General features: G+C 53.7%; 11 protein-coding genes. 7 read left to right on the forward strand and 4 right to left on the reverse strand.

The genetic code is table 11. From position 1 onward, the window contains the following. Position 1 precedes the first annotated feature (1 nt). Positions 2-1261: a CmpA/NrtA family ABC transporter substrate-binding protein gene (locus tag EDI29_RS06200; protein WP_137740190.1), complete on the reverse strand. Its 1260-nt coding sequence runs from the start codon at positions 1259-1261 to the stop codon at positions 2-4. Between the two features lie 659 nt (positions 1262-1920). Continuing rightward, positions 1921-3210, reverse strand: a complete 1290-nt coding sequence (locus EDI29_RS06210; RefSeq protein WP_137740192.1) for a nitrate regulatory protein — start codon at positions 3208-3210, stop codon at positions 1921-1923. A gap of 300 nt (positions 3211-3510) precedes the next feature. On the opposite strand from EDI29_RS06210, the gene EDI29_RS22945 reads away from it, so the two are divergent. The 7 genes from EDI29_RS22945 to EDI29_RS06250 all read left to right on the forward strand — a co-directional run bounded on the left by EDI29_RS22945 (position 3511) and on the right by EDI29_RS06250 (position 10440). Further along, entirely contained in the window at positions 3511-5598 is a 2088-nt protein-coding gene (locus EDI29_RS22945) for a phage tail protein (protein ID WP_241664893.1), read from the forward strand. After that, positions 5598-6215, forward strand: a complete 618-nt coding sequence (locus EDI29_RS06225) for a tail fiber assembly protein (RefSeq protein WP_137740193.1) — start codon at positions 5598-5600, stop codon at positions 6213-6215. Before EDI29_RS22945 ends, EDI29_RS06225 begins: the two co-directional genes overlap by 1 nt. A 539-nt stretch (positions 6216-6754) precedes the next feature. Continuing rightward, complete coding sequence (gene cydA / locus EDI29_RS06230) at positions 6755-8332, forward strand: cytochrome ubiquinol oxidase subunit I (RefSeq protein WP_137740194.1); 1578 nt, start codon at positions 6755-6757, stop codon at positions 8330-8332. Positions 8333-8346: 14 nt separating this feature from the next. Continuing rightward, positions 8347-9486: a cytochrome d ubiquinol oxidase subunit II gene (cydB, locus tag EDI29_RS06235; protein WP_137740195.1), complete on the forward strand. Its 1140-nt coding sequence runs from the start codon at positions 8347-8349 to the stop codon at positions 9484-9486. An 18-nt stretch (positions 9487-9504) separates the two neighbouring features. Next, complete coding sequence (gene cydX, locus EDI29_RS06240) at positions 9505-9609, forward strand: cytochrome bd-I oxidase subunit CydX (RefSeq protein WP_137740196.1); 105 nt, start codon at positions 9505-9507, stop codon at positions 9607-9609. Positions 9610-9750: 141 nt separating this feature from the next. Beyond that, the gene (locus EDI29_RS06245) at positions 9751-10116 is read left to right on the forward strand and encodes a YidH family protein (protein WP_116166225.1); all 366 of its coding nucleotides are present in this window, start codon (positions 9751-9753) and stop codon (positions 10114-10116) included. Positions 10117-10119: 3 nt separating this feature from the next. Beyond that, complete coding sequence (locus EDI29_RS06250) at positions 10120-10440, forward strand: DUF202 domain-containing protein (RefSeq protein ID WP_137740197.1); 321 nt, start codon at positions 10120-10122, stop codon at positions 10438-10440. A gap of 59 nt (positions 10441-10499) precedes the next feature. Here the strand turns inward: EDI29_RS06250 and fdhE are convergent, their stop codons facing one another. Both fdhE and EDI29_RS06260 read right to left on the reverse strand, forming a co-directional pair. Next, entirely contained in the window at positions 10500-11429 is a 930-nt protein-coding gene (fdhE, locus tag EDI29_RS06255) for a formate dehydrogenase accessory protein FdhE (RefSeq protein WP_137740198.1), read from the reverse strand. A gap of 236 nt (positions 11430-11665) precedes the next feature. Beyond that, a complete protein-coding gene (locus EDI29_RS06260) occupies positions 11666-13117 on the reverse strand; it encodes an aminotransferase-like domain-containing protein (protein ID WP_137740199.1) in 1452 nt (483 codons plus the stop codon). Positions 13118-13144: the final 27 nt, after the last annotated feature.

Consider the following 13144-nt stretch of genomic DNA (forward strand, 5'->3'; position numbering starts at 1 on the left):
CTTATTTCTTCACGCTAAAACTGTTGGCATAACCCGCGGGATCGCTACCATCCCAGCGACGGCCATCGATGAGCACGCTGCTGCGCATGTCGCTACCGGGCAACGACACATTCCCCACGGCATCGGCCGCCTGCTTATAGATATCAATACGGTTAACCTGCTTCGCGACGGCCAGATAATCCGGCTCTTCGGTGAGCAAGCCCCAGCGTTTGTGCTGGGTGAGGAACCACATGCCGTCGGACAGGTACGGGTAGTTCACGGAACCGTCGTGGTAGAAACGCATCGCGTGTTCGTCTTTCCAGCTTTTCCCCAGCCCGTTCTCGTACTGGCCCAGCATGCGTCCGACGATGGTTTCTTCTTTGGCATTGATGTAGGCGCGTCCGGCAATGACACCAGCCGTTTCGCGGCGGTTGTCATCAGAGGCATCAATCCAGCGTGAGGCATCGAGGATCGCGGCGGTCAGCGCACGGGCGCTATTCGGATTGCCGTTCACCCAGTCGGAGCGGGTACCCAACACTTTTTCTGGGTGATCCGGCCAAATGTCTTGCGAGGTGGCGGCGGTAAAACCGATTTTTTCGCTGATGGCACGCTGATTCCACGGTTCGCCGACGCAATAGCCAACCATGTTGCCAATCTTCATGTTCATCACCATCTGCGGCGGCGGCACCACCACGGTGCGCACGTCGTTCAGCGGATGAATGCCAGCGGAAGCCAGCCAGTAATAGAGCCACATGGCGTGCGTGCCGGTTGGGAAGGTTTGGGCGAAGGTATAGGTGCCAGCCGGGCTGGCAGCGATATACTTTTGCAACGCGGCGAGATCCGTGACGTTGGCTTCACGCAACTGGTTCGCCAGCGTGATGCCTTGTCCGTTCTGGTTGAGCGTCATCAGTGCCGCCATGTTGCTCTGCCCTCCGGACAGCCCCATTTGCAGGCCATACAGCTGACCATACAGAATGTGTGCGGCGTCCAGCTCGCCCGATACCAACTTGTCACGTACCGCAGCCCAACTGGCTTCTTTACTGGGAACAATGGTGATGCCGTATTTCTTATCGAAACCTTTCACTGCCGCCATCACGACCGAGGCGCAGTCCGTCAACGGGATAAACCCAACCCGAATTTCCTTTTTCTCCGGCGCATCGGAACCGGCGGCCCAGGCGCTATTCATCAACCCTGGCAGCATCAGGCTGCCCCCCAGTGCGGCGCTCCCCAACAGAAATTGGCGGCGAGAGACGGTCATGCTTTTGGTTTTGGAATCACTCATCAACGACACCCTTGCGCAAAACACCTTTTCAGGCGGTAAAAACAAAAACGGCGTCCACAAGCCCATGCAGAATCTGCACGCTTATGGACGCCGTTGTCCGATTAACACCTTCCGCACCGCCGTTGGCCCGAAACGCATTATGAATGTTTGGTTGTTGCTAATGAGTTAAAGCAAGGTTTGTGCCAGCTATCACAGTTTTACATATTGCCGAGGGGAGTGGTTTAATCATGAGGTGAACTGAAATTTAGGTAACAATATGTAATTTAAGGTTATTGTTTCGTGCGCCAGAGTATTGCTATTTCTATGCTACGCCGTAGCACGCGCCCGACACGGGGCGCTCAGTCGTCGCCGCCCCGTGACCCGTGGCTTTTTCGCGAGAAATAACGTCGCTACGCGATACCTTCATAAAAAACAGCCTCTTAACGGACCGCCGTTGACGCGTTCCCGACGCGGCAACGGCTTTCGCGGCTTCCCTGCCGCTCATCCTAAGTCTGTTTTTTCTTCAGCGTTATTTACGCTTATCACAGCACAACGACAGCGAGAACCAGCTACGCACGAAACCACCTCATACTGTTGGTATTCCGTTATTTTACCTCCCACGAGGGCACTCCTTGCACCGCCAACTGGCAGAACACGCACAGTTCATGTGCATATACCCCTTAAGGGGTATCTCCGAATACATCTGCCACCGCGAGCATCGCCGTCGCGATGTCAATCAGCTTTTTATTCTGGCTCATCGCCATGCGACGCAGGGTTTTGTAGGCCTCTTCTTCGCTTAATCCACGGTGTTGCATCAGTAAGCCCTTCGCACGATCGATCTGCTTTCTTTCATTCAACGTGGCTCGCAGCGCAGCCAATTCATGATCCTGCGCCTGTAAGCGACGCGACTGTTGCTGCACCAGCGACAGCAGCGATCGCCCCAGCTGTGGGCTGACGCCGTCACTATGTAGCCAACCGGGCTGCACGTTTTGTCCTTCCACGTCGTGACCGGCGATAAATATCGAATAACCGGGATCGTCACCTTCCTGCTGCGCCATTAGCTCTTCAAAATCAGCCAGTTGATCGCTGCATGCCTTCTCCGCTGCCGCAATACGCGTTCGACAGCGCTGCATCAGCGTCAGCTCCAGTTCATCTTCCATTTTTTTCATTTCATCGATGCGCCGCGTGGCAACCGAAAACCAGTGCAGGCTATCGGCTTCCGACAGTTTTTCTATCGGGCTGCGAGTGCACACGATGCGACGCAGACGTTCAAACTCACTGTCCACCGCGATAGTGCGCCACCGCCGCTGGCTTTCTTCGTCGCTAAAATTCAGGAAGGTATCGAAACAGCGCTCCTGCCGTTCAATTAAGTCCAGTAGCTTTTGCCGGGTGTCCTCATCGACACTCCCCCCAGCATAAGCCGCCGCACCGACAGCACGCTCCTGCCCCGCCAGCTCTTTCCCTTGCATAAAACTGAACATGGCAATCAGCGCCCGGGAAATCCCCGGATCGGCCGCCGTGTCCGACACCTCAAAAACCAGCGCCAATAGGTTACGAATAATGTCGTTGAAAAATGTCATCGCCTGCGGCTGGGGCAGCAAACGTTGGCGAGTCTGCTGACGCAGTGCAGGCAGCAGACTCAGCGCATAGACCACGCTGGCAACACGGCTGAATAGGCGACTCGCCTGCGGCAATTCCGCCGTCATTTTTTCCAACCCGGCCAGATGCGCCATCAGATTCGTCTGCGCCACCTGTACATCCCTTTCACGTAGCATCAGCTCATCGGCGAAGAATCGACCGTCGGAGCAAAGAAACAGATTGGCCGTCCCTCGTTCGCGCTGTAGTAGATGCACAAGCTGGCTGATCTTTCCCACCAGCTCGCCACTTTGCAGCAAGTAACGCAGGCTGTTCAGCTCACACTGGCGCGAGGCGAGTAAAAATCGAATTGTCGTTGAAGGCTCTGCCACCATCGCTGTCTCTCCTGAAAAAATCACATTCAGGAATATGCAATTAGCGCGCCATTTGCACCCATTCACATTTGGCGGGAAGCAAGGACATGTTGTCCGCACGATGGCTGCCGAGCTCGTACACGTTTCACTTCAATTTTTAAACTCCGTTACTAAACCAGCCCCATCGCAAAAGGTACTCTCATCATCGTTACTAAAACTGTTTTATAGCCATCGGCATGATGCTGACATCGGCGTGGAAACAGAAAGAATCGCTGTAAAAGCCGCATCGTAGCGACGTCACAACCATAGGAACGCATGAGCATGGCGAATTTATCTGAACAAGAAAGCTGGATTGATGGAATTTATCAGCTTGAGACATCGGACCCTGTTGTTGCAGGCCCTGGGGGAATCTCCAACCGTCAGGCTGAGCAGTTAGCCAGCCGCACGGCTTACCTAAAAAAAATGCAGGAAACCACGGGCGAGAGTTTGCAAAAGCACCTCGCCGCCAGCGACCCGCATTCGCAATATGCCCCAAAAAATAGCCCAGCGCTGACGGGAACGCCCACCGCGCCAACGACAGCGCAAACGGCAAACAACACGCAAATTGCCACCACGGCATTTGTGAAATCGGCCCTTGCCGCACTGGTCAATGGTTCTCCGGCGGCACTGGATACGCTGCAAGAGCTGGCGAACGCGTTAGGCAACGATCCGCACTTCAGCACAACCGTATTGAATACGATTGCTGATGTGAAAACTGACGTAGCCAATAAGTTGAATGCCCATGCATCAACTCTTGATGCACATCCCCAGTACGCGCCGAAAGCGAGTCCTACATTCACGGGGACGCCAACCGCTCCAACTGCAGCATCCGGTTCTAATGACACGCAACTGGCCACCACGGCATTTGTGAAAGCAGCAGTAGCCGCACTGGTAAACGGTTCACCAGCAGCGCTAGATACGCTGCAAGAGCTGGCGAGCGCGCTGGGGAATGACCCGAACTTTTCCACAACGATGCTGAATGCGATTGCTGGCAAGCTGGCAAAAGACCAAAACGGCGCGGATATTCCTGATAAATCCCAATTCCGAAATAATATTGGACTAGGAAATGCGATGTTACGCGGTGATTATGGATTGGGCGGTAATGCTATATCTATTCCTGCAAATACAGATATCAACACATTTTTTAATACTGCGCCGTCCGGGATTTATGCTGGACACGACGGCGGGTATTTGAATATCCCACCCGGTGATATTTCGTATCTGTTTTTTTGGATGCCAACGCTAAACAACGTATACGGTGTACTGAAATGTCTGGGGCTGAACTCACAGCGTGAATATTATCGGCACCGCTTGAATGGCCAATGGCTGGACTGGCACGAAATATATAGCACTCATAGAAAACCCACGGCTAATGATGTTGGCGCATTTCAGTCGGGATTTGTAGGTACTGTAAATAATACTGATGTGGCGTGGAATGATAATTCGGGCGTTTATAATGCACAGAGGGACAGCTATAGCCAAATGATTGTGCATTTCAATGGCGGATGGGGCAGTTGCCCAGCGTTGCAGTTGCTGGCCGAGTATGGAAATGGCGGATTATCATATCGCACCGCGCGAGATGGCGAGGGATTTGAACAGTCATGGGCAAAAATATATACAACCCAATTTAAGCCGACGGCCAATGATATTGGCGCTCTCGCCCTCGGCGGTGGGGTGATGAACAACGGCATGAAAATCGGCGGGAATGTCGGTGTTGCGATGCCCGTGGATATGGCGATAGTCGGTATGCTATCTAACGATAACTATCGACAAATGATGGCGCTGGCTGGTGACGATACTATCGTCATCGGTAATCGCACGAGCAAACTTGGCATTGTTTCGCGCGATGAAATTTATTTCCGGAATAACGATAATGGAGTGTGGTATACGGTGTACCACACCGGAAACCTTACCCCGCAAACCATCGGCGCACTACCCACATCCGAACTGGTTGGCATGCCGCAGTTATTCCCCGGTGCAGTCGCCCCATCAGGCTGGCTGAAATGCAACGGCCAGCAGTTCGACACTGCACAATTTCCTGTTTTAGCGTCACGATACCCATCCGGTTTCCTGCCCGATTTACGCGGCGAATTTGTGCGCGGTTGGGATGATGGGCGCGGCGCTGATGCGGGACGTGCGTTACTATCTGCGCAGGGTGATGCCATTAGGAATATTACTGGCTCAGTCAGCGGGGCAATAGAGGAGGGGAATGGATACACTGGCGCGTTTTATCAAACAAGTGGAGGACCTGGCGGCAAAGGCGGTGCTGGCGATATGGGATTAGGTCTTGATGCATCCCGCGTCGTCCCGACAGCATCCGAAAACCGTCCTCGCAACATCGCATTTAACTACATCGTGAGAGCAGCATAATGAGCAACTATTCAACACAAATTAAAAACGCAGAACTGAACGAACGTGGGCTGGCAATCAATTCCGGCTGGATTACCGTTTATCACGTTAATCCGGCTACACGGGAATATCAGAGCGCCAGCTATGAATATGTTATGCAAGGTGTTGGCCTGCCAGCCGACAGCTACGCAGACGAACCGCAATTGCCGCCTGTCGGCCACGCCTTGCGCCGTCGTGCAGACGGTAAGGCATGGGAACAGGTGCCAGACCATCGCGGCCAGACGGTTTACAGTACGGAAACTCGACAGGCGCAGACGGTGATGCAGTTCGGTGAACTGCCTGAAAATATGACATTTCTGGCTCCAGCAACCGAATTTGATCAGTGGAATGGAGCGGCCTGGGTGACAAATCTGGAGGCGCAACAGCTTGCCGCAACCAAAAGCCTGCAGCAGGAGTTGGCAGCACGGCGCGCGACAGCAAATACCCGAATTGCCGAGCTGAACTACGCAGTGGACTTAGCCATTGCCACGGATGAAGAGCAAGAGCGGCTAACCCAATGGAAAATTTATCTGGTGACGTTGAACCGCATTGATCTCACCGCTGCGCCAGTCATGTGGCCGGTAGCCCCTTCCGTGTAATCGCTGGCACCCGTATTTCATCATACCAATTAGGTGTGCCGTATTTAGCATACGGCACACGCACATCATCTCCATCTTTTTAGTAAGGATATTCTGATAATTCCCCATTATTTTTATCGCCAAATGTAAAATAAAATAAAAAATGAAACTGTTATATTTACACATCTCAAATCTGTACTATTTTAATTAAATTAAATTTCCAACACCAATAAATAAACAGAATAAAAATCCAGCAATTAAAATAAAATGAAATTAAACACCAAGAGACAATTTTAAATTAAAATATAAAACCAAAATAATGACATTAAAGATAAAAAAACCGAATCAACAAACTGTACTATTTATCCTTCAGTTTTTGCACGCTATAATCCCTGCACGTTTTATTCACTATTCATTCTTATCTCACTTCAATCAGTGACGTTAATTTCTGACGGATGCAAATACCGTCAGCGGTAATTTATTCGCATTTTATTCATCACTATTTATTCCGGCAAGCATCGGAATAACAGCATTTTCCTGCCTGAAGCTAGGAGCCTAACATGTTTGATGTCGTTGAGCTGTCGCGGCTGCAATTTGCCCTGACTGCCATGTATCACTTTCTTTTCGTCCCGCTGACGCTGGGATTGTCTTTCCTGCTGGCCATTATGAACACGACTTATGTGTTGACCGGTAAGCAAATCTATAAGGACATGACCAAATTCTGGGGCAAGCTGTTCGCCATCAACTTTGCGCTGGGCGTGGCAACCGGTCTGACGCTGGAATTCCAGTTCGGCACCAACTGGTCTTACTATTCTCACTACGTGGGCGATATTTTTGGTGCGCCGCTGGCAATGGAAGGACTCATGGCGTTCTTCCTCGAATCCACGTTGATCGGCCTGTTCTTTTTCGGCTGGGATCGCCTGACCAAAGTCCAGCATATGCTGGTGACCTGGTTCGTCGCGCTGGGCTCCAACTTTTCCGCCCTGTGGATTCTGGTCGCCAACGGCTGGATGCAAAACCCGATTGCCGCCGAATTCAATTACGAAACTATGCGCATGGAAATGCTGAGCTTCGCCGAACTGGTGCTGAACCCGGTCGCGCAGGTGAAGTTTGTGCACACCGTGGCAGCGGGCTACACCGCCGGCGCGATGTTTGTACTCGGGATCAGCTCTTACTACCTGTTGAGAGGCCGCGATATCGCCTTTGCCAAGCGCTCATTCGCCATTGCCGCCAGTTTCGGTCTGGCTTCGGTGCTATCCGTGATCGTACTGGGCGATGAATCCGGCTATGTGATGGGCGATGTGCAGAAAACCAAGTTGGCCGCGATCGAAGCCGAATGGGAAACGCAGCCTGCACCCGCCTCTTTCACGCTGTTCGCCGTTCCCAATCAGGAAACGATGCAGAATGATTATGCGATCCACGTTCCCTACCTGCTGGGGCTCATCGCCACCCGTTCGCTCGACAAACCCGTCGTCGGCATTAAAGACCTGATGACACAGCATGAGATACGTATTCGTAACGGTATGACGGCCTATGGTCTGCTGGAGGAACTGCGCTCAGGTAACACCGACCCCGCCGTTCGCGCACGTTTTGAAGCCGCCAAGCGCGATCTTGGCTACGGCCTGCTGCTTAAGCGCTATACCGATGACGTCGCCAACGCCAGCGAAAACCAGATTCAGCAGGCAACCAAAGATTCGATTCCTCGCGTCGCGCCGCTGTATATCGCTTTTCGTCTGATGGTGGGCTGCGGCGTGCTGATGCTCGGCATTTTTGCTCTGTCGTTCTGGAGCGTCATACGCGGCCGCATGGGGCAGCGCAAATGGCTGCACCGCATGGCGCTGTACGGCATCCCCCTGCCCTGGATCGCGATTGAATCCGGCTGGTTCGTCGCCGAGTACGGCCGCCAGCCGTGGGCAGTCGGTGAAGTTCTGCCTACTGCCATCGCCAATTCTTCTCTGGAAGCACACGACATCCTGCTGTCGATGGGGCTGATTTGCGGACTGTACACGCTGTTTCTGATCGCAGAAATGTATCTGATGTTCAAATTTGCCCGACTGGGGCCAAGCAGCCTGAAAACCGGCCGCTACCACTTTGAACAACCGACGACACAATCCCTCGCGACACCTGCAAAACCTTAACGGGAGCCATAATAATGCTGGATTATGAAACATTACGTCTGATTTGGTGGGGATTGATTGGCCTGTTATTCATCGGCTTCGCCATCACTGACGGCTTTGATATGGGCGTGGGCATTCTGCTGCGCCTGCTAGGCAAGACCGATACCGAACGGCGGGTGATGATTAATGTGATCGCCCCGCACTGGGACGGTAATCAGGTCTGGCTGATCACCGCGGCGGGCGCACTGTTCGCCGCCTGGCCGATGGTTTATGCCGCCGCGTTTTCCGGTTTCTACTTCGCCATGATTCTGGTGCTGGCCGCTCTGTTTTTCCGCCCGGTTGGCTTTGATTATCGCTCCAAGCTGGAAAACCACCGCTGGCGCAACATGTGGGACTGGGGCATTTTCATCGGCAGCTTCGTCCCCACGCTGGTGTTCGGCATCGCATTAGGCAACCTGTTGCAAGGCGTGCCGCTGAGCGTTGATAAGTATTTGCGCCTCACCTACCACGGCGGATTCTTTGGCCTGTTAAACCCGTTCGGGCTGCTGGCAGGCGTCGTGAGTGTCGCGATGATCGTCGCACACGGCGCGATTTACCTGCAAATGCGCACCACAGATGCACTTCAGCGTCGCGCGCAAAAAACCGTCCTGATAGCCAGCGCGCTGATGAGCCTCACCTTCTTACTGGCTGGCCTGTGGGTCGTTACCGGAATTGACGGCTACGTAATTACCTCTGCACTGGATAAAGCGGCTCCGTCTAACCCATTGCACAAAGAAGTGGCCCAGCAGGCCGGTGCCTGGCTAACCAACTTTACTGCACATCCCGCGCTGTGGGCGATCCCCGCATTGGGTGTGGTTCTGCCGTGGTTCACCTGCCTCTTCTCGTGCGTGAACCGCTGCGGCTGGGGTTTTCTGACCTCGTCATTGACCATTGTCTGCGTGATTCTGACGGCAGGGATTACGCTGTTCCCGTTCGTGATGCCTTCCAGCTTCGATCCCAATGTCAGCCTGACCCTCTGGGATGCGACATCCAGCCAGCTTACGCTTCAGGTGATGACCATTCTGGCCTGCATTTTTGTCCCCACCATCCTGCTTTATACCAGTTGGTGTTACTACAAGATGTTTGGTCGGGTCGATGCGAGTTATATCGAAGCCAATAAGCATTCCGTTTACTAACGACTGAGGAGAAAGAAGATGTGGTATTTCGCCTGGATACTCGGCACGCTGCTGGCCTGCGCGTTCGCGCTGGTCACTGCGCTGGCGGTTGAGAACCATGAAGCGGGCAGAGACGCCCCTTGAGAGAACGCAGCGCCGCCATCGGGCGCTTCATCATTTTGTACTGATACCGTCATCAGGGCAGACGAAACCCGCCAAGGGCGCTAGAATGCAGACGCTGCGCCCAATCGGATGCCCTCTTTTAACCTGAAATCAGACGACGACATGACAACACCCAGACAGGACAAAACGCCGTGGTGGAGTCAGGGGAAAACCCCAGACTACCGCTTTTCATTAGCGAATGAGCGCACCTTTCTGGCGTGGATTCGCACCGCGCTGGCGTTTCTTGCGGGTGCGGTGGGTATCGATCAATTTACCGTTCATCTCGATCCGCTGGTGCGTCAGGGGCTGGCTCTGCTGCTGGTCGTCTGCGCTGCGCTGCTCGGCGGTCTGGCCTATCGTCGCTGGGTCAGCAATGAGAAGGCCATGCGTCAGGAAAATGATATGCCGTATACGCCGATGCTGCTGATCGTGACGCTGTTCATCACCCTCATTGCCATCGCGCTTGCCGCCATGATCCTGTTCGGGTAGCACATGGAGACAACACGCGATCCGGGGTTACAGCCGCAGCGAACCGGCATGGCCTGGACACGCACCCTGTTTGTGATGTTGATAAATAGCCTGCTGTGTTTTCGTTTAAGTATGGTAGATGACAGCCGCGCCGTTTTTGCCTGCGCCATCCTGCTTTTGTGCGTCTCCGCTCTGATGTCGGTACTGGCGATTCTGCGCTACCGCTTTAACGCCTGTTGCCAACCGGTGTTATCACGCGTCAGCCACGGGCTGATCGTCCTTACGTCATCGTCAATCGCGATAACCGCGCTGGTATTGCTGCTGCACTTCAGCGGCGTGTGGTAAGACACGGTTTTCTAAAAGAAAGGCGGTGAAGCCCAAATGCGCTTCACCGATTAGGCAGGTTATTCGATCGTACTTTCCGGGAACAGGAAGGGGTTGATGCTACTGCGAGAAAACCCTTCTTCCTCCATCTTCACATCCAGTACCAGCGAGGCCAGATCGTCGGCGATGGCTTCTACACGGTGATCTTTTTCCTGATACAACAGTTTCAGATACGTGCCACAGTGACCACAGCTTTCCGCTTTGATAGCGGAATTTTCGCTATCCAGCGACCAATAGTTCAGCTCGCTCGATTCTTCACAGTTACTGCATTTCACCCGCACCATGTGCCATTCGCTCTCGCACAGATTACAGTGCAGATAACGCAGCCCGCTGGAGGTGCCTAACTGCACCACGCCCGATACCGGAATACTGCCGCACACGGGGCAGAACTGGCGATGTTCGCCGGGAACGGCACGCGCTTTACCGGGCAGTTGGCTTGCCATCTGCGCCCAAAACAGCGACAGCGCCGCCCAGATGAACGGGGCTTTATCATTGCTCTCGGCACGAAACTCGTGTTGCAGCAGTGCCGTTGCCTGTTCTTCCAGCTCCTGCTCTGAGGCTTTTTCCAGATTCTCCAGCGTGGATAACACCTGTCCACTGGCATCCGGTTTTAATTCTTCGATCAACGCACGCAGTAGCGTATGCCAGTGTGCATCACGCGGGAACACCGCGATATCGAGCGGCGGACGTTCGCCGGACTGTTTCAGCACGTCACTCAGGTCAAGCTTCAACGGATGATCGTGCAATACCTTCTGCTGGGCTTCCACCACGCCTGCGGCGAAGGTGAGATAATCCCCCAGCGGGTGATCTTCAGCTAGCTGACGCAGACGTTCCGCACGGCTGCTGTACAGGCTTTTCAGATTGGCGAAAAGCAGCGGAGGGATATTTCCTTCCGTCATCGATTTTTCGTTCTGTTCTAACTGTTCCTGAGGAACAATGCGAATACTCATCAGGGGGATTTTTCCTGTTATTTACGTTGTCTATCCGATAGATTTCGGGATGCGGGAAGGCCGCCAGCGCGGTCCGAAAGATAGCGGGTATAGCTCACCTTTAGCCAAGATTATACCCATCATGCCTATCGACTTCCTGATTTCCGGCAAGGTTATAGCTGTTTTTCGCTATCAATAGGAGCGCTTCCTGTCATGACGTAGACAGTAGCAGAAAAGCAGCAAACCTCTCCACACCTCTAAAGAGGTGCTCGTGTCAGGCACTCGCCTATCTGCGTCCGAATCAGCGATGCTAAGACAATCACGCTTTGTTCACAGCGATCGTCCCATTCGTAGGAGGCGTTGAAGCGGAAATAGCGATCGAATTGGTCACCGGTCGTGAACATTTTCCCCGGTGCAATGCTGACGCCTCGCTCCAGCGCACAGCGGTATAGCGCCGTGCTGCTGACGCCTTCCGGCAATTCCAACCAGAGAAAATAGCCGCCTTGTGCATGATTAATGCGGACCTCGCCCGGAAAGTGTCGGCGTAGCGACTGTAATGCCGCATGTTTGCGCTGCTCCAGCGCCCGCCGCAGGCGACGCAGATGGCTGTCATAGCTGCTGGTCGCCAGATAGTCAGCAATCGCCAACTGCATCGGTGCGCTGGTTGATAATGTACTCATCAGTTGTAAACGCTGAATATTTCCCGCATAGCCCCCCGCAGCCACCCAGCCGATACGAAATCCCGCCACCAGATTTTTAGAAAACGAGGAACAGTGCAAGATTGTCCCTTTTTTATCCAACGCCTTCGCGGGCAGCGGACGTTGCAGGCCGGTGTAAAGCTCACTGTAGACGTCGTCCTCGACCAGCCCGACACCGTGTTTCTCCAGCATTGCCACCAGCCGCTGTTTCTTCTCCCAAGACAGCGTGTAGCCGAGCGGGTTATGGAAATTAGTCATCAGCCAGCAGGCTTTGATCGGGTAATCATTCAATGCCTGCTGCAACGCATCGAGATCGATGCCCTGCTGCGGATCGGTCGCGATCGCAATAGCCTTGAGCTTAAGGCGTTCAATCGCCTGTAGCGCACCGTAAAAAGCCGGAGATTCGATCACCACGTAATCGCCCGGCTCCGTCAATACCTGAAGGCTGAGATTAAGGGACTCCATCGCCCCCGCTGTAATCACAATTTCATCAGGCGAGACGGCAATCCCCTGCAACGCGTAGCGCTGAGCAATGTTCTTCCTCAGATTTTCGTTACCCGGGGGCAGATTATCCAGCGCACTTTGTGGTTGCATATGGCGTGCTACCGAGGCCAGTGAACGCGTTAACTGGCGCTGCGGAAAGAGCTGCGGATCGGGAAACGCCGATCCAAACGGCATCACCGTCGGATCTTTGCTGGCCTGAAGCACATCAAAAATGAACGCATTGACGTCCACGTCTTCGGTCAACTGAACGCGCTCCTGCCCCACGGGTGAATGCAGCCTGTCTGCCGGTAGTGCGGACAACTGCGGTGCCGCGTAATAACCCGATTGTGGACGCGACACAATCAGCCCCTGACTTTCCAGCAGTTGATACGCGTGCAGCACCGTCATCAGACTCATGCCCGCATGCAGTGATTTTTCACGCAGCGAGGGTAATTTGTCTCCCGGTTGCCAAATGCCTTCCTGAAGTTGCTCACGGATCTGGTGAGCGAGCTGTTCAAACTTTGCCATAGCGCTACGGTTTCGCCGGGTGAATCG

The organism is Pectobacterium polonicum, from assembly GCF_005497185.1.
GTDB lineage: Bacteria > Pseudomonadota > Gammaproteobacteria > Enterobacterales > Enterobacteriaceae > Pectobacterium > Pectobacterium polonicum.

What these genes read in the sequence shown, in the direction of transcription:
- EDI29_RS22945 (WP_241664893.1), top strand. Translation starts at nt 3,511, where the DNA reads ATGGCGAATTTATCTGAACAAGAAAGCTGGATTGATGGAATTTATCAG.
- cydX (WP_137740196.1), top strand. Translation starts at nt 9,505, where the DNA reads ATGTGGTATTTCGCCTGGATACTCGGCACGCTGCTGGCCTGCGCGTTC.
- EDI29_RS06200 (WP_137740190.1), bottom strand. Translation starts at nt 1,261, where the DNA reads ATGAGTGATTCCAAAACCAAAAGCATGACCGTCTCTCGCCGCCAATTT.
- EDI29_RS06245 (WP_116166225.1), top strand. Translation starts at nt 9,751, where the DNA reads ATGACAACACCCAGACAGGACAAAACGCCGTGGTGGAGTCAGGGGAAA.
- fdhE (WP_137740198.1), bottom strand. Translation starts at nt 11,429, where the DNA reads ATGAGTATTCGCATTGTTCCTCAGGAACAGTTAGAACAGAACGAAAAA.
- EDI29_RS06250 (WP_137740197.1), top strand. Translation starts at nt 10,120, where the DNA reads ATGGAGACAACACGCGATCCGGGGTTACAGCCGCAGCGAACCGGCATG.
- EDI29_RS06225 (WP_137740193.1), top strand. Translation starts at nt 5,598, where the DNA reads ATGAGCAACTATTCAACACAAATTAAAAACGCAGAACTGAACGAACGT.
- EDI29_RS06210 (WP_137740192.1), bottom strand. Translation starts at nt 3,210, where the DNA reads ATGGTGGCAGAGCCTTCAACGACAATTCGATTTTTACTCGCCTCGCGC.
- cydA (WP_137740194.1), top strand. Translation starts at nt 6,755, where the DNA reads ATGTTTGATGTCGTTGAGCTGTCGCGGCTGCAATTTGCCCTGACTGCC.
- cydB (WP_137740195.1), top strand. Translation starts at nt 8,347, where the DNA reads ATGCTGGATTATGAAACATTACGTCTGATTTGGTGGGGATTGATTGGC.
- EDI29_RS06260 (WP_137740199.1), bottom strand. Translation starts at nt 13,117, where the DNA reads ATGGCAAAGTTTGAACAGCTCGCTCACCAGATCCGTGAGCAACTTCAG.